Genomic DNA, 16,125 nt, shown 5'->3' with positions numbered 1-16,125 from the left:
TGTCGTTGCAAGACTAAAAGTCGTGAGACGCTTTCACAGGTATGATATATCATATATTGAAATGTTGGCGCAACGGCGCGGCCGATCCGAAACGAGGGGACTTGCGATGGCACCTCACGCGACACCCGGCTCCCTTGCTCCGGACGAGGCGCTGCGGGCGCGGGCCCGCAAGGTCATTCCCGGCGGCATGTGGGGGCACATGAATGTCGCCCGGCTGCCACCCGGCTATCCGCAATTCTTTCGCAACGCGCGCGGTTGCCGGCTCTGGGATGTCCAGGGCACCGAATATATCGACCTGATGTGCGGCTACGGGCCGATGGTGCTGGGTTATGGCGATCCCGATGTAGAGGCTGCAGCCGCGGAGCAGCGTGGCCGTGGCGACCTCATGACGGGACCGGCCGAATGCCAGGTTGAACTTGCGGAGCTCGTGGTCGAGACCATTCCGCATGCCGACTGGGTGCTGTTCGCCAAGAACGGCAGCGACGCGATGACGGCTTGCGTGACCATCGCGCGTGCGGGGACGCAGCGGCGCAAGGTGCTGGTGGCGAAGGGCTCCTATCACGGCGCCGCGCCGTGGTGCACACCCTCGCTGGCCGGCGTCACCACGGAGGATCGCGCCCACATCCTGCACTATGACTACAACGACGTGGCGAGTCTCGAGCGCGCCGCCGATGAGGCCGGCCGCGATCTGGCAGCGGTGCTGGCGACCGCATTTCGTCATGATGTGAAACGCCCACAGGAGGCGCCGACGCTCGCCTTCGCGCAGGCGATGCGGCGGATTTGCGATGCGGCCGGCGCGGCTCTGGTCCTCGACGACGTCAGGGCGGGCTTTCGGCTCCATATCGGTGGCAGCTGGGAGCCTTACGGCGTGCGGCCCGATCTGTGCGGCTGGAGCAAGGCGATCGCCAACGGTCATCCGCTCGCCGCGGTGACCGGCAACGATCGCTTTCGCGAAGCCGCGCAGCAGGTCTACGTCACCGGCTCGTTCTGGTGTGCGGCGGTGCCGATGGCGGCTGCGATCGCCACGATCAGGAAGCTGCGGGCGACCGGTGCAATCGCAACGATGGAAGCCATGGGGCGCCGGCTCCGCGAGGGGCTGGAGCAACAGGCGCGCGCGCACGATCTGCCGTTGCGGCAGACCGGGCCGGTCCAGATGCCGCTGGTCATGTTCGACGATGACCCGGATTTCACGCTCGGCCATCGCTTCGTGCTGGAGGCGCTACAGCGCGGCGTCTACATGCATCCCTGGCACAACATGTTTATGTCGGCGGCGCATCAGGCCGCGGACATCGACCGCGTCCTCGAGGCGACGGACGGCGCCCTCAAACAGGTCGCCTCATCGGTCGAACGGCGTCAACCCGCGAAGGTAAACCAGTGAAGCCGTGAATACGTGAATAACGGGCAATGCACGAGCCCAACAGGAAGGCAGTTGTGATGACAGGCGTTGCTTCCATATTCCGTTCGATTGCCATGATCGGCTCGGCGATCACCTTCCTCGTTGCACTCGCGAACCCGATCCATGCCGCAGAACCACACCGTGGCGGCAGTCTGGTCTACGCTTATCTCTCGGGACCCGGCACGCTCGATCCCCATGTCGCATCGAGCCTCGTCGAGCTCGAGGTCATCCATCACATCTTCGAGCCGCTGGTCGCGATTGACGGCAACTACAATGCAAGGCCCGTTCTGGCCTCGAAGATCGACACCAATGCCGACGCCACGGTCTTCACCTTCACGCTGCGCAAGGGCGTCAAGTTTCACAATGGCAAGGAGATGAATTCGGCCGACGTGCTGGCGTCGTTCGAGCGCTATCGCAGGGTCAGCCCCAATGCCTCCGTGCTCGCCGATGTCGACGGCTTCGAGGCGCCCGATCCGTACAGCTTCGTGATTCGCCTGAAGAAAGCGAATGCGGTGTTCATCGATGTGCTGAAGTCGCCGGTCTATCCGTTCGAGATCCTGCCGGCCGAGCAGAAGGACAAGGCAGCGCGCGAGATCGACATCGTAGGGACCGGTCCGTTCCTGCTGGGCGAGTGGGTCAAGGACAGCCACCTCGTCATCAAGCGCTTCGACGGTTATGTGCCCGACGACAGCGCGCCGGGTCCGGATGGACTGGCCGGGCGCCGCACCGCCTATCTCGACCAGGTTCGCTACAATTTCGTGCCTGAGGCAAATGCACGCGTCGCCGCACTGCAGACCGGCAATGCCGACGTCATCGGCGATGTCCCCCGCGATCTGGCCAAGCGCTTCGAAGGCCAGGCAAACATCACGACGCAACAGATCTTTCCCTACTGTATGCAGGTGTTCGTCGTGAACACGCAGGCTGCACTGACCAGCAATCCGCTCATTCGCCAGGCGATCGAGGCGGTGGTCAATGTCGAGGACATTACCGGGGCGATGGGACAAATCTCGCGGCCCGGCCATTCGCTGGTCTATGCGTCGAGCCCCTATTATCAGGGCGATGCCATGAAGCCCTATTACGACCAGCGCAATCCGGCCAAGGCCAAGGCATTGCTGAAGCAGGCCGGATACAATGGCGAGAAGATCGTACTTCAGACCAACTCCAACTATCCAAATTTCCGCGATGCCATCCTGGTTCTGTCCGAGCAGATGAAGGACGCCGGCATGAATGTCGCGGTCGACATCGTCGACTGGACCACCAACGCCAGCAACATGCAGCGCGGCACCGGTGTCTGGAATGTCTCCACCACGGGCTATTGCTCGAATCCGCTGCTCGGACCTCAGCAATGGAAGGTGATGATCTACACCTTCCCGCATGTGAAGGACGACCAGGTTCTCGATGCCGCCTATGACAAATTCTATGCCTCGCTCGATCCGAAGCAGCGCGTCGCAGCCTGGGCCGAGATCGAGAAGCGCGTGCTGGACCAAGCCTACATGATCAAGATCGCCGACATGGGCACGATGCGAAGCTTCAATGCCGCCAAGGTCGCGAACTTCGAGCCCTATTACATCGTTCATTTCTGGGATGTGTGGCTGAAGTAGCGTCGTCGACAAGACAGCGGGCAGGGCAGGGACACAAGCCTCATATCGGGTATCTCATGTTTCGCGCGATCATCGTCCGTCTCATGCAATCCATACCGGTCCTGCTGCTGGTCGCGGTGCTGTCTTTCATCCTGATGCATCTGTTGCCGGGAGATCCGGCCGTGGTGATCGCTGGTGCGGACGCCACACCCGCGGCGGTCGAACGGATCCGCAGCGAGCTCGGCCTTGACCAGCCGATATGGCAGCAATTGCTGTCCTGGTTTCTCAGTCTTGCCCAAGGCAAGTTCGGCAGCTCGCTGGTGCTGAACCAGACCGTGCTCTCGGCGGTCGCGGAGCGCCTGCCGGTGACGCTGTCGCTGGCTGCGCTGTCGCTTGCCATCACCCTGCCGATCGGTATCACGCTCGGCATCCTCGCCGCCTATTTCCGCAGCAGCTGGATCGACGCCGGGGTCATGATGATCGCCTTGGTCGGGGTATCGGTCCCGAGCTTCTGGATCGCAATCCTGTCGGTCATCCTGTTCAGCGTGACGCTCGGCTGGGTGCCGTCCTCGGGTTACGCGCCACTGCTGACGGCGGGGCCGGGCCCCTGGTTTGCTTCACTGATCCAGCCGGCCATGGTGCTCAGCCTGTTCCAGATCGGGTTTCTGGCGCGGATGACACGCTCGGCGATGCTCGACGTGCTCGATCAGGATTTCATTCGTACCGCGCGCGCCAAGGGCGTCAGCGAGTGGCGGACGGTCGGCAAGCACGGCTTCCGCAACGCTCTGGTTGCGGTCGTGACGGTCGGCGGCATCATCATCAGTCTGTTGATCGGGGGCTCGGTCGTCGTCGAGCAGGTGTTTGCGCTGCCGGGCATCGGCCGACTGGTCGTGCAGGGGATCATGGCGCGCGATTATCCCCTGATTCAGGGCACGATGCTGCTGTTCGGCTTCGCGTTCGTGCTGATCAATGTCGCAGTTGATATCATCTACACTCTGGTCGATCCGCGGGTGCGCTATGACTGAGGTCGTTCTCGCCGCAGCGCCGACCCAGATACTGGCGGAGCGCCGGCGGTTTCGCGTCCTGCGCAAGCTTGCCGCGCACCGCTCGTTCAAGATCGGGCTGGTGCTCGTGACCATCCTCGTGCTGTGCGCGATCATCGGGCCGATGCTGACCGGCATCGATCCCACGGCCATGAGCATTCGCTCGCGCTTCAAGCCGCCGTCCGTGCGATTCCCGTTCGGCTCGGACCAGTACGGGCGCGACATCCTCACGCGCGTGCTCTATGGCGGCCGGCTGTCGCTGTCGCTCGGGCTTTCCGTGGCGCTGATTTCGGGCGTGTTCGGCGCGTTGATCGGGGTAACGGCGGGGTATTTCCGTGCGCTCGATCCTTATGTCATGCGGTTGATGGACGCGTTGATGGCGTTCCCGGCGATCCTGCTCGCCATCGGTATCGGCGCCGCGCTCGGCGCGCAGGCCAGCAGCATCGTGGTGGCGCTGTCGGTCGCCTACGTTCCGCGCACTGCGCGCATCGTGCGCGCCTCGGTTCTGGTCATTCGCGAAATGGAATATTTGCAGGCGGCGCGGGTGAGCGGCGCCGGCGACCTGCATATTATCCTCAAGCACGTGCTACCCAATTGCCTCGGGCCGTTGATCGTCCAGCTGACCTTCATCTTCGCCTACGCCATTCTCGCCGAAGCCGCGCTCAGCTTCCTCGGTATCGGACCGCCGCCGCCGGCGCCGAGCTGGGGCAACATCATCGCGGAAGGCCGCGACTATTCGGTCGAGGCGTGGTGGGTGATGCTGTTTCCCGGCCTTGCGGTCAGCCTCGCTGCACTTGGCATGAATCTCCTGGGCGACGGGTTGCGCGACGTGCTCGATCCGCGACTGAAGATCGAGACCTGAATGGCGGAGCAACCCCTTCTCAGCGTCGAGAACCTCACGGTCCAGTTCCGCGGTGATAACGGCTGGGTGAACGCCGTCGAAGGCGTGGACTTTGCGGTCGGCGCCGGCGAATGCCTCGGCATTGTCGGCGAGTCCGGCAGCGGCAAGAGCGTCAGCGCGCTCTCGATCCTCAAACTGCACAGCCAGGCCAACACGCGTTATGCATCGGGCACGATCCGCTATGGCGACCGTGACCTGCTGACGCTGCCGCAGCGTCGCCTTCGCCAGGTTCGCGGCGGAGAGATCGCGATGATCTTCCAGGATCCGATGTCGTCGCTCAATCCGGTCCTGACCATCGCCGACCAGATCATGGAGCCGTTGCGCCAGCATCAGGGGCTCTCCGTCCAGGCCGCCCGGCGGAAGGCCATCGAACTCCTGGAGATGGTGCGGATTTCCGACGCGTCGCGCCGCATCGATGACTACCCGCACCGGCTGTCCGGCGGCATGCGCCAGCGCGTCATGATCGCCATCGCGGTGGCGTGCCGCCCCAAGATCCTGATCGCGGATGAGCCGACCACTGCGCTTGATGTAACCATCCAGTCGCAGATCCTCGAACTGCTGCGTGAGCTCCAGCGTGAGATCGGCATGGCGGTGATTCTGATCACCCATGATCTCGGCGTGGTCGCGCAGTTCGCGCAGCGCGTCGTCGTCATGTACGCGGGCCGGGTCGTCGAAACCGCTTCCGTCCCTGCATTGTTCGAACGGCCGATGCATCCCTACACGGAGGGCCTGATCCGGGCTGTGCCCAATCTCGATGAGGATGTGCACCGGTTGACCACCATTCCCGGCAGCATTCCCGATCCGTCGACATTGATTGCGGGATGCCGGTTCAGTCCGCGCTGTCGCGAGGCCGTCAAATCCTGTCTGGCGGAGCCGCCGGCTCTGGTCGACGCCGGGGCGGGTCATTTCGCACGCTGTCCGCCACGCATTGCCGCGGGAGGGATCTCGTGAGCGCGGCTTCGATCGTCGTTGTGCGCGATCTGGTGAAGACCTTTGCGGCACGGGGCGCCCTTTTGCGCGCGGTCGATGGCGTCAGCTTCGATGTCAGGCAGGGCGAAACGCTAGGCCTCGTCGGCGAGTCCGGTTCGGGAAAATCCACTACCGGACGGATTTTGGTGGGGCTGGAAGCGGCGACCAGCGGATCGATCAATCTGTTCGGGCAGGAGATTTCGTCGGTACGCGGCAGGGTGACGCCAGGCGCGGTGCGCCGGCGCCTGCAATTCGTGTTTCAGGATCCGCAGAATTCGCTCAATCCCCGCATGCGTGCGCAGGATGCGATCGCCGAGCCGCTCGACGTCGCGGGCGGGTGGTCGCGCAGCGCCCGCAGCGATCGCGTCCGTGAGCTGTTGGAGATGGTCGGCCTGCCGCGTTCGTGCGGCGACCGGTTTCCCCATGAATTTTCCGGCGGCCAGCGCCAGCGCATCGGTATCGCGCGCGCCCTGGCATTGAAGCCGGACTTCGTCATTTGCGACGAACCGGTCTCGTCGCTCGACGTGTCGATGCAGGCGCAGATCGTCAATCTGCTGCTCGATCTTCAGGAGCGGCTGGGCCTCAGCTATCTCTTCATCGCCCATGACCTTGCGGTCGTCCGCAGCATTTCGGCGCGCGTGGCGGTGATGTATGCCGGCGGCATCGTCGAGATCGCGCCGAAGCGCGAGCTCTATACCTCGCCCCTTCATCCCTACACGCAAGCGCTGCTGGCGGCCGTTCCCCGAATGACATCGAACCGGGCGCGTGCCGCGGTCATCACCGGCGAGCTGCCGAGCCAGATCGACGCCGTGCCCGGCTGCACGTTTCACCCCCGCTGCCCGTTCGCATTTGAGCGCTGTCGGATCGAGAAGCCAAAACTGCGCGAGATCGCGCCCGGGCATCTCGCCGCCTGCCACCTTCATGAAACACCTGCCTGATGGCTGCCGCTGCCTCAATTGATGGAGTTTTGGGATGACTGATCGCGATCTTCTCTTCATGCCGGCCACAGCCGCCGCACGCCTGATCCGCAAGCGCGCTTTGTCTCCGGTCGAGTATGTGGATGCCGTGCTGGGAGCTATCGAGAAGACGCAGCCAACGGTCAACGCTTATGCGACGATCACCGCCGACGCCGCGCGGGCGGAGGCGCGTGCTGCCGAACAGGCCGTCATGTCAGGCAAGCAACTTGGGCCACTGCACGGTATCCCGATCAACATCAAGGATCTCTTTTCGACCAAGGGCGTACGTACCGCGCACGGATCGGCGATCCTTGCCGACAACATTCCCTCGCAGGACGACATCCTGGTGACGCGCCTGAAGGACGCAGGCGCGATCATGGTGGGCAAATCCACGACACCCGAATTCGGCCACAAGGGCCACACCGATAGCCCGAGCTTCGGCGTCACACGCAATCCCTGGAATCTCGAGCGCACCGCCGGCGGATCGAGCGGTGGCGCCGCCGCCGCAGTGGCGGCCGGGCTAGGACCGCTGGGTCTTGGCACCGACGGTGCGGGATCGATCCGCATTCCCGCCGCCGCCTGCGGCGTGGTCGGACTGAAGCCGACCACGGGCGCGGTGCCCTACGAGCAGACGTCGGACTCGTTTTTCAATTATGCCGCGGCCGGTCCGTTGACACGCACCGTCGCCGATGCCGCGTTGATGATGGGCTGCCTTACTGGTCCTTCAACGCTCGATCCGTGGTCGCTCGGTGCGCCCGGTCACGGAGCGCTGCCGCCGAGCCTGATCTCCGAGGATCTGTCGGGCGTGCGGATCGGGTATTTGTCTGGCATGAGCGACTGCGGCGCCGATGTCGCCGCCAATGCCAAGGCCTCGCTTGCGGCGCTTGCTGCTCTTGGCGCCGAGGTGGAGGAGGTGGACGCCGGAATGGACTGGATCGCCGGCGCCGCGCGGGTGATGTATCTCGCCAATCTGAACGTCTATTTCGGCCACCATCTCGAGAAATGGCGAGACCGCATGGATCCGGTGTTGGTGGAATGGATCGCAACCGGCAGCCGCGCCAATCTGGTCGACTTCCGCAAGGCGCAGATGGCGCGTTCGCGACTTTATCGTGGCGTGCAGAAACTGCTGGAAAGCTACGACTTCCTGGTGACGCCGACCTTGCCCACCACTGCGATTCCCGCAGAGGCCGGCAAGACCGTCGATGCGCTGTTCAATCGCGGCTGGAATGCCTTCGTCTATCCGTTCAACCAGAGCGGCAATCCCGCGCTGTCGGTCCCGAATGGTTTTGGCGCGGATGGATTGCCGACCGGCCTTCAGATCGTTGGCCGCTGGTGGAGGGACAGCGATGTCTTGCGGCTCGGCGCGATCCTGGAGCGGGTTCAGCCCTGGGCGGATCGCCGGCCGTCGGTCTGAAACAGATCGGATGACGAAGTCTCGCGTATCAACCTGACCATGGAGAAGAGCGTGCCAAACGCTGCCGCAGATCATCAATCATGCCTGCCTCAAACCAGCGGTGTCGTCACGCTGCGCGGCCTTGAGGCTGACGTCGACGTCCATCGTGACGCATGGGGCATTCCGCATGTCCGTGCGCGGAAAACGGCTGATGCCTTCTTCGCGCAGGGCTACGTCCACGCCCAGGATCGGCTCTGGCAGATGGATGCCGCGCGCCGGCGCATGCTCGGCCGCTGGGCGGAATGGGAGGGCCGCGCGGGCATCGCGGCCGACACGCTGGCGCGGCGGCTCGACGTCGCGGGCGCGTCGCGGCGCGATTTCGCCGGTCTGTCCGCCGAAGCGCGCGCGATGCTCGAGGCCTATGCCAGCGGGGTGAATGCATTCCTGGCGCAGGGCGCGCCGTTGCCGTTCGAGTACAGTCTAGTCGGCGGCGAGGTCGAACGCTGGGAGCCATGGCATTGCATCCTCGTCATGCGGCAACGCGGTTATCTGATGGGCTCGGTGTGGTTCAAGCTGTGGCGCGCTGCGGCGCTGCGCGCCATCGGGCCGGACCACGTCGCCAAGCTGCGTTACGACGACGGCGGTCAAGATTTTCTCGCAACCCCGGCGGGCGCTGAGGGCAAACGATGGATCGCCACGCTGGAAGATCTTGCTCCGGCGATCGAAGCGCTGGCGGCGCTCGCAGGGCCTGAGGCCACCGATGGCGGCAGCAACAATTGGGCAGTTGGGCCGTCGCGAACGGCGTCCGGCCGGCCGTTGCTGGCGGGTGACCCGCACCGCGCCTTCGAAATGCCGAGCCTGTATTCGCAATTCCATCTGGCTTGTGATGAATTCGACGCCATCGGTCTTTCCGTGCCGGGCGTTCCTGCCTTCCCGCACTTCGCTCATAACGGTCATGTCGCGTTCTGCGTGACCCATGCCTTCGTCGATATCCACGATGTTTATGTCGAGAAATTCAAGCCCGGCGACGCGTCTCGCTACCTGTTCCGGGACGAATGGCTTGAGGCGAGTATCCGTCATGAGCGCATCGCCGTGCGCGGTGGGCCGGACGTCGACGTCGAGGTCGTCGCCACCGACCACGGGCCGGTGATCGCGGGGGATCCGCGCAAGGGAGCGGCTTTGACGTTGCGGTCGGTGCAATTCGCAGAGCTCGATCTGTCGTTCGACTGCCTGCTGCCGATGCTGCGCGCCACCAACGTCGATACGCTCTACGAGGCCACGCGGGGCTGGGGCCTGATCGATCATAATCTGGTCGCGGCCGATACCGCGGGGAAGATCGGAAACCTGGTGCGGGCCATCGTGCCGCGCCGCCCGCGACTGAATGGCTGGCTGCCTGTGCCCGGCTGGACCGGAGACTATGAATGGCAGGGTGCCATTCCCTGGGAAGACATGCCGTGCGCCTTCGATCCGCCTGATGGCATCCTGGTCACCGCGAACAATCGCGTCGTCACCGATGACCGCCCGGACTATCTCTGCACCGACTGTCATCCGCCGTACCGTGCAAAGCGCATCGCCGCGCGGCTCGCCGAACTTTCGGCCGCGACCGTCGACGACATGAGCAGCATTCATGCCGATACGCACAGCTTCACGGCGCGCGAATTCATTGCCCGCCTGAGCCGCCTCCCGGCGATCGAGGGGCCGGCCGCCGCGCTGCGCGATCTCATCACTGGATGGGACGCGCGTATGGCGGCGGATTCAAAGGCGGCTGCGGCCTATGCGCGGACCAGGCGCGAACTGGCGCGTATCGTTCTCGAACGATCCGGCTTGAGCGCGGTGACGCGCGATCCGGTCAGCCAGGTTGCCCCGGGTGTGGTGCCGCTCAATCAGATCTGGTGGGCGCTGCCGTCATTGCTGCGCAACGACGATACCGCGTTTCTCGGTGGCTGGGATTGGGATCGCGCACTGGCAACGGCGCTCGCGCGCGCAGCGGAGATCGATGACGGCAAGACATGGTCGGAGCTGCATCATGTCCGTATGGCGCATCCGTTGTCGGCGGCCTTCCCGCAAGCGGTCTCGCAGCTCGAACCGCCGGGCCTTCCGGTCGGTGGCGACAACGACACCGTCATGGCCAATGGATGCTATTGGGCGTCGTCCGGTTTGACCGCGGCCTATGGCGCGGTCGCACGCTACGTGTTCGATGTCGGCAACTGGGACAATTGCGCCTGGGTCGTGTTTCACGGCGCGTCGGGACACCCTGCGAGCCCGCATTACGCCGATCAGCATGCTGCATGGGCCGCCGCCGAACTGGTTCCGATGCTGTACGACTGGAGTGTCATCGCGAATGTGGGCGACCGGCTCGTTCTGCAGCCGGCGTAAGCCGAACGTCCGGGCCATCGTGCCGACGCCGGACTTCATATCCTCGATATCTCACGCGAAGTCGTGCAATCCCGACAATCCGGTTGACGTTGAAGCATCCAAAGGTTGTAGTGGGGTCGCTCCAATGGCGAGTGAGGTGAGGTCATGGTGATCGCGTCAACCTGGGATACCGAGAGAGCCGATTATCGCGCCATCATCAATGAATGGCACGTGGTCCGAGGGAGTGCGGAGGTCGCGGAAGACGCCATCGTGCCGGCGCGTCTGCTTGGCGAGGATATCATCCTGTGGCGCCATGACGGCGAGGTTCACGCGTGGAAGGACTATTGCCGTCATCGCGGCGCGCGCTTGTCGCTCGGTTGGGTGAAGGATGGTTGCGTCGTCTGCCCCTACCACGGCTGGGAATACGGCGCCGATGGTGCGTGCCGTCGCTACCCGGCCCATCCGACGACCCGGCCGACGAGCCGAGCCACGGCATTCCGCCATCACGCGATCGAGCGGTATGGATATGTTTGGGTCTGCATGGGCAATCCCGTCTCCGCTGTTCCTCCGTTTCCCGTTTGGGAGGATGCGACCTATCGCAAGGTCCAGGCGGGACCGTACCACTACAACGCAAACGCGCTTCGTGCCGTGGAGAACTTCCTCGATCCGGCGCATTTTCCGTTCGTGCACGCCAACCTCAATGGCAACCCCGATGATCCCGACGAGCTCGTGGATTACGATGTCGTGTTGACGGATGAAGGCTTGCGCACCAGCGAGATCACCTTGTTTCAGCCCCACGGCGATCATCGCGGCATTCCCATCACCGCGCGTTATCATTACTACTGCTTCCGCCCCACGACGGCCTATTTCAACAAGAAGACCGGCGACGTCGAGCGCTTCTGCACGTTCTTGGCCGTCACGCCGGTCGATCTCGAAAACTGCGTGCTGCATCTGACCGCCGCCGTCAATTTCGGCCTGGACATTGCCGTCGAGCAGGTCGTGGCGCGCATGGACAAGGTGTACGAACAGGACCGCGTGATCGTCGAGTCGCAACGCCCGAAGACTTTGCCGCTTCATCCCAAGGACGAGATACACCTGCGAAGCGATCTTCTCGGCGTGGAGTATCGCCGCTGGATTCGTGCATTGGCGGGTGACGGACCGATGCCGGATCGCGCGCAAGACCCGGCGGCCGAGGACGCGGTCGCAAACTGAGTGACCGGGGCGCATGCGAAACAGAGCACGCCGCGTGCCCTGCACATATTTGCTACAGGCCGATATGAATTGCGGCAATTTCCGCTGCAACAACGCGCTTGACATCGCATTCGATCTCAACGACCGTAACATGCAAGCGTCGGGCAAGGCAGCCCGTCAACGCGACGAGTTCAAACCATTTCCAACGCCACGCATGAGCGTGTTTGGTTGGCGGCAAAAGCGCCCTCGGCTTGACAGCCGGCGGGTGCTTTTTTGTTTTTGGATCGAGTGATGACGCGGAAGCATTATCGGGTCGGTGTGATGTTCTCGACGACGGGCTCCTACAGCGTCGTCGCGCGCTCGATCCTCAATGGCGCGCTGCTGGCGTTTCAAGAGGTCAATGCGAGCGGTCTCGATATCGAGCTCGAGCCTGTCGTGGTCAATCCGTCCGGCGACCTCGCGCGCTATCGTTCGCTCAGTCTCGAGTTGCTCGGTTCCGGCATCCGCCAGGTGGTCGGCTGCTACACGTCATCGAGCCGCAAGGAGGTGATCCCGTGCTTCGAGAAGTTCGACGGGCTGCTGTGGTATCCGTCCCACTACGAAGGCTTCGAGAGCTCCGATAACGTCATCTACACCGGTGCCGCACCGAACCAGCACGTGCTGCCGCTGGTCGATTATCTGGCATCCCGAGTCGGCTCGCGCGCCTTCTGCGTCGGCTCCAACTACATCTGGGCCTGGGAGAACAACCGCATCTTCCGCGAGGCGCTGATTGCGCGCGGCGGCACCGTGCTCGCCGAGCGTTATCTGTCGGTCGGCGATACCGAGGTCGACCAGGTCATTGCGGCGATCATCGATCAGCGTCCGGACTTCGTCTTCAACAATCTGATCGGCACCAGCGCCTACGCGTTCTTCCGCGCGTTCCGCGCTGCCTGCCGGGCGCGTGGGATCGATCAGGCCGCGGAAATTCCCGTTGCCAGCTGTACATTGTCGGAACCGGAATTGCCGGAGATCGGCCCCGAGGCCGTCGACGGGCATCTGTCCTCAAGCGTCTATTTCTCGTCCTTGAATTCGCCGGAAAACGCCGCTTTCATCGATGCCTACACGCAATCTTTTCCGGATGGACCGGTCTCGTCGGCCGATGCGGAGTCGTCCTATATCGCCGTCAAGCTGCTCGCGTCCGCGTTGTCGCAGGCTGGGACCGACGACGCGCGCAAAGTGCGCGCCGCCGTGGCGGATCAGCGGCTGCGCGCGCCGCAAGGGGAAGTCCGCATCGACCGGCAGACTTTTCATGCCTGGCTCACGCCGCGGATCGGCCGTTCTTCTGCCAACGGGCAATTCGAAGTTCTGCTGGAATCCCGCGAGCCGATCGCGCCGGATCCCTATCTCGTCCAGTCGTCGCCGCGCTTTGCCAGCGCAATGCGCTCTCCGCTTTTGAAAGTGGTGCAATCATGAGCTCTCGACTGCTACAGAATTTCAAGGGCGGCCGCGCCATCGTCGTGACCCGGCGAGGCGGCTGGGAGAGCACGCTCGAAACGACGCTCGCCAAGCTCGGCGTCTCTACCGAATATCCTGAGATCATCGACGGTCGCGCGCAGATCGACGTGACGAGCCTCCAGGCCGACCGCGACATCCTGTTCGTCGACGGCGATCTCGAAGGCGCCGTCGCGATCGAGCTCAACCCGGCCTCGCATCTGCCGCCGGTGCCGGTGATCGGTCTCGTCGGCGTCGAAGCGCCGAGCCGGCTGAAGGCGCTCGTCAATCTCGGCGCGACGTCGTTCCTGCGCAAGCCGGTGCATGGCGGTGCGGTCTACACATCTCTGTTCATGGGCATCAACCAGTTCCTGCTGCGCGCCGAAATGAGCGAGCGCCTGCAGGACCTCGAGGAGCGCCGTCGCGGCCGTCGCGCGGTGATCCGGGCCGTGGTCCTGCTGATGCAGCAGGGCGGCCTCGACGAGGAGGGGGCCTATTCCCAGCTCCGTCGCGAAAGCATGCGCGCGCGGCAGAACATGGAACTCTATTGCGAGGAGTTTCTGAGCAAGCGGGCGAAGCCGCCCGACACGTCCGGCCGCACGACCGGCATCACGCTGCAAGGCGGCAACAAGCAAGCCATCTAGGAGAAGCAAAATGAGCAAGTCTGTATTGCGGGGGCTGCGTGCCGCAGCCCTCACGGGGACGCTTGTCCTCGGATCATCCATCGGATCACAAATTGCACTGGCGGCGGAAAACCCGATCAAAATGGGCGTGCTGGAGGATCAGTCGGGCGATTTCGCCGCGGCCACGATCGGCAAGGTCCACGCGATCCAGCTCGCCACCGAGGAGATCAACAAGGCCGGCGGCATCATGGGCCGGCCGATCGAGCTCGTTCCTTATGACACGCAGTCCGACAACACCCGCTATCAGGAGTTCATGCGCCGCGTGCTCCAGCGTGACAAGGTCGACGTGGTGTTCGCGGGCTTCTCCTCGGCCTCGCGCGAGGCGTACCGCCCGATTGTCGACCAGTTCAACGGCTTTGCCTTCTACAACAACCAGTATGAAGGCGGTGTCTGCGACGGCCACATGATCGTGACAGGCGCGGTGCCGGAGCAGCAATTCTCGACCCTTATTCCCTACATGATGGAGAAGTACGGCAAGAACGTCTACACGCTCGCCGCCGATTACAATTTCGGCCAGATCTCGGCGGAATGGGTGCGCAAGATCGTCAAGGAGAACGGCGGCAAGATGGCCGGCGAGGAGTTCATCCCACTCGGCGTGTCGCAATTCTCGCAGAGCGTCCAGAACATCCAGAAAGCCAAGCCCGACTTCGTGGTCACGCTGCTGGTCGGCACCGCGCAGGCTTCCTATTACGAGCAGGCGGCCTCCGCCAACGTCAACCTGCCGATGGCCTCCTCGGTCAACGTCGGACAGGGCTACGAGCACAAGCGCTTCAAGCCGCCGAGCCTGAAGGACATGTACGTCACCACCAACTACATCGAGGAGATCGACTCGCCGAAGAGCAAGGAGTTCTACGCCAAGTTCAAGGCGAAGTTCCCGAGCGAGCCCTACGTGAACCAGGAGGCGGAAAACTCCTATCTCGCCGTCTACCTCTACAAGCAGATGGTCGAGCGCGCGAAGTCGACCAAGCGCGAGGACATCCGCAAGGTGATCGCGATGGGCGATGTTTGCATGGATGCCCCGGAGGGCAAGGTCTGCATCGACCCGAAGAGCCAGCACATGTCGCACACGATCTACCTCGCCAAGGTCGGAGCCGATCATTCGATCTCCTTCCCGAAGACGTGGGAAGACATCAAGCCTTACTGGCTGGGTGAAGCCGGCTGCGATCTCACCAAGAAAGATCCGATGGCGCAGTACACGCCGTCGAATCCTCCGCCGAAGCCCTGACCCGGCGGATGATCGTCCCGGCGCTCGCGGCGCGCCGGGACGATCACGGACACCTGCGGCGGCAGTTTCTTTCCTCACACTGGTTGGTTCATGGACATCGCGACCCACGTCTTTTCGGCCCTCTATCAATTCGGCGACGCCTTCGCGTTCCTGGTGCTGTCGGCCTGCGGGCTTGCGGTGATCTTCGGCATGATGGGCGTGATCAATCTCGCCCATGGCGAGTTCATTATGTGCGGTGCCTATGTCACCGCCGCGACCGTGCATGCCGGTCTGCCGCTGCCGCTGGGCATCCTGGCGGGCACAATCGTATCGGCGCTGGTGGGCGTGTTGGTCGAGCTTGCGGTCATCAGGCATCTCTATGACCGGCCGCTCGACACCATCGTCGCGACCTGGGGGCTCAGCCTGATCGCCACGCAGGGTACGCTGATCATGGTCGGCTCGACCATGGCTGGCGTCGGCACGCCGTTCGGCAGTTTTCAGGTCGGTGATTACTCCTATTCGATTTACCGCATCGTGCTGTTCTGTTCGGCACTCGGCGTGCTCGCCGCGCTTTATGCGCTGTTCAACTGGACGCGTTTCGGCGTGCTGGCGCGCGCCACCATCCAGGTGCCGCACATGGCGGCAGCGCTCGGTGTCGATACGCGCCTGATCTACAGCCTCACCTTCGCCTGCGGCGCAGGCCTCGCCGGACTTGCCGGCGGGCTCTATGCGCCGACCATGACGTTGGTTCCGACCATGGGGGCGACCTTCATCATGGAGGCCTTCGTCACCGTGGTGATCGGCGGCGCCGATGTCTTCCTTGGAACCGCGCCCGCTGGCGGCCTGCTTGCGATCGTGAAGTCGGGGATGACGTCCTGGCAGGGACAGTTGTTCGGCCAGATCGGCCTCTTGGTCGCCGTCATCATTGTGGTCCGGGTTCTGCCGAAAGGCATCTCCGGCTTCGTGTTGCGCGAGCGCACCTGA

The 16,125-nt window shown here is 63.7% G+C and carries 13 protein-coding genes; all 13 read left to right on the top strand.

Translation table 11 applies throughout. The features are described from left to right. Nucleotides 1-106: 106 nt before the first annotated feature. The 13 genes from BMW89_RS05425 to BMW89_RS05360 all read left to right on the top strand — a co-directional run bounded on the left by BMW89_RS05425 (nt 107) and on the right by BMW89_RS05360 (nt 16,125). Nucleotides 107-1,378, top strand: a complete 1,272-nt coding sequence (locus BMW89_RS05425) for an aminotransferase class III-fold pyridoxal phosphate-dependent enzyme (protein ID WP_092023551.1) — start codon at nt 107-109, stop codon at nt 1,376-1,378. Between the two features lie 92 nt (nt 1,379-1,470). Then, the gene (locus BMW89_RS05420) at nt 1,471-2,997 is read left to right on the top strand and encodes an ABC transporter substrate-binding protein (RefSeq protein WP_502686385.1); all 1,527 of its coding nucleotides are present in this window, start codon (nt 1,471-1,473) and stop codon (nt 2,995-2,997) included. 56 nt (nt 2,998-3,053) lie between these two features. Beyond that, the gene (locus tag BMW89_RS05415) at nt 3,054-4,001 is read left to right on the top strand and encodes an ABC transporter permease (protein WP_092023547.1); all 948 of its coding nucleotides are present in this window, start codon (nt 3,054-3,056) and stop codon (nt 3,999-4,001) included. After that, nucleotides 3,946-4,881, top strand: coding sequence for an ABC transporter permease (locus tag BMW89_RS05410; RefSeq protein WP_502686382.1), 936 nt, complete (start codon nt 3,946-3,948; stop codon nt 4,879-4,881). Before BMW89_RS05415 ends, BMW89_RS05410 begins: the two co-directional genes overlap by 56 nt. After that, complete coding sequence (locus tag BMW89_RS05405; RefSeq protein ID WP_092023543.1) at nt 4,882-5,871, top strand: ABC transporter ATP-binding protein; 990 nt, start codon at nt 4,882-4,884, stop codon at nt 5,869-5,871. After that, nucleotides 5,868-6,827 carry an ABC transporter ATP-binding protein gene (locus tag BMW89_RS05400; RefSeq protein ID WP_092023541.1) on the top strand — a complete coding sequence of 320 codons (960 nt, stop codon included), beginning with the start codon at nt 5,868-5,870 and terminating at the stop codon, nt 6,825-6,827. The genes BMW89_RS05405 and BMW89_RS05400 overlap by 4 nt, the downstream gene beginning before the upstream one ends. 34 nt (nt 6,828-6,861) lie before the next feature. Beyond that, nucleotides 6,862-8,259: an amidase gene (locus BMW89_RS05395; RefSeq protein WP_092023539.1), complete on the top strand. Its 1,398-nt coding sequence runs from the start codon at nt 6,862-6,864 to the stop codon at nt 8,257-8,259. Nucleotides 8,260-8,310: 51 nt separating this feature from the next. After that, nucleotides 8,311-10,614 carry a penicillin acylase family protein gene (locus BMW89_RS05390; RefSeq protein WP_244547532.1) on the top strand — a complete coding sequence of 768 codons (2,304 nt, stop codon included), beginning with the start codon at nt 8,311-8,313 and terminating at the stop codon, nt 10,612-10,614. A 144-nt stretch (nt 10,615-10,758) separates the two neighbouring features. Then, nucleotides 10,759-11,805 carry a Rieske 2Fe-2S domain-containing protein gene (locus tag BMW89_RS05385; RefSeq protein ID WP_092023535.1) on the top strand — a complete coding sequence of 349 codons (1,047 nt, stop codon included), beginning with the start codon at nt 10,759-10,761 and terminating at the stop codon, nt 11,803-11,805. A 270-nt stretch (nt 11,806-12,075) separates the two neighbouring features. Continuing rightward, on the top strand, nt 12,076-13,236 hold the full coding sequence (locus BMW89_RS05375; protein ID WP_092023531.1) for a transporter substrate-binding domain-containing protein: 1,161 nt from the start codon (nt 12,076-12,078) through the stop codon (nt 13,234-13,236). Beyond that, complete coding sequence (locus BMW89_RS05370) at nt 13,233-13,898, top strand: ANTAR domain-containing response regulator (RefSeq protein ID WP_092023529.1); 666 nt, start codon at nt 13,233-13,235, stop codon at nt 13,896-13,898. The genes BMW89_RS05375 and BMW89_RS05370 overlap by 4 nt, the downstream gene beginning before the upstream one ends. Nucleotides 13,899-13,908: 10 nt before the next feature. Further along, nucleotides 13,909-15,162 (top strand): urea ABC transporter substrate-binding protein, encoded by a 1,254-nt coding sequence (locus BMW89_RS05365; RefSeq protein WP_092023527.1) that lies wholly within the window; start codon nt 13,909-13,911, stop codon nt 15,160-15,162. Between the two features lie 90 nt (nt 15,163-15,252). Further along, nucleotides 15,253-16,125: an ABC transporter permease subunit gene (locus BMW89_RS05360; RefSeq protein WP_015687146.1), complete on the top strand. Its 873-nt coding sequence runs from the start codon at nt 15,253-15,255 to the stop codon at nt 16,123-16,125.

It is taken from the genome of Bradyrhizobium sp. OK095 (genome assembly GCF_900109945.1).
Taxonomy (GTDB): Bacteria; Pseudomonadota; Alphaproteobacteria; order Rhizobiales; family Xanthobacteraceae; genus Bradyrhizobium.
This window is presented reverse-complemented; position numbering and strand designations above follow the sequence as displayed.

What these genes read in the sequence shown, in the direction of transcription:
- BMW89_RS05405 (WP_092023543.1), top strand. Translation starts at nt 4,882, where the DNA reads ATGGCGGAGCAACCCCTTCTCAGCGTCGAGAACCTCACGGTCCAGTTC.
- BMW89_RS05365 (WP_092023527.1), top strand. Translation starts at nt 13,909, where the DNA reads ATGAGCAAGTCTGTATTGCGGGGGCTGCGTGCCGCAGCCCTCACGGGG.
- BMW89_RS05395 (WP_092023539.1), top strand. Translation starts at nt 6,862, where the DNA reads ATGACTGATCGCGATCTTCTCTTCATGCCGGCCACAGCCGCCGCACGC.
- BMW89_RS05415 (WP_092023547.1), top strand. Translation starts at nt 3,054, where the DNA reads ATGTTTCGCGCGATCATCGTCCGTCTCATGCAATCCATACCGGTCCTG.
- BMW89_RS05385 (WP_092023535.1), top strand. Translation starts at nt 10,759, where the DNA reads ATGGTGATCGCGTCAACCTGGGATACCGAGAGAGCCGATTATCGCGCC.
- BMW89_RS05425 (WP_092023551.1), top strand. Translation starts at nt 107, where the DNA reads ATGGCACCTCACGCGACACCCGGCTCCCTTGCTCCGGACGAGGCGCTG.
- BMW89_RS05410 (WP_502686382.1), top strand. Translation starts at nt 3,946, where the DNA reads ATGTCGCAGTTGATATCATCTACACTCTGGTCGATCCGCGGGTGCGCT.
- BMW89_RS05420 (WP_502686385.1), top strand. Translation starts at nt 1,471, where the DNA reads ATGATCGGCTCGGCGATCACCTTCCTCGTTGCACTCGCGAACCCGATC.
- BMW89_RS05370 (WP_092023529.1), top strand. Translation starts at nt 13,233, where the DNA reads ATGAGCTCTCGACTGCTACAGAATTTCAAGGGCGGCCGCGCCATCGTC.
- BMW89_RS05360 (WP_015687146.1), top strand. Translation starts at nt 15,253, where the DNA reads ATGGACATCGCGACCCACGTCTTTTCGGCCCTCTATCAATTCGGCGAC.
- BMW89_RS05375 (WP_092023531.1), top strand. Translation starts at nt 12,076, where the DNA reads ATGACGCGGAAGCATTATCGGGTCGGTGTGATGTTCTCGACGACGGGC.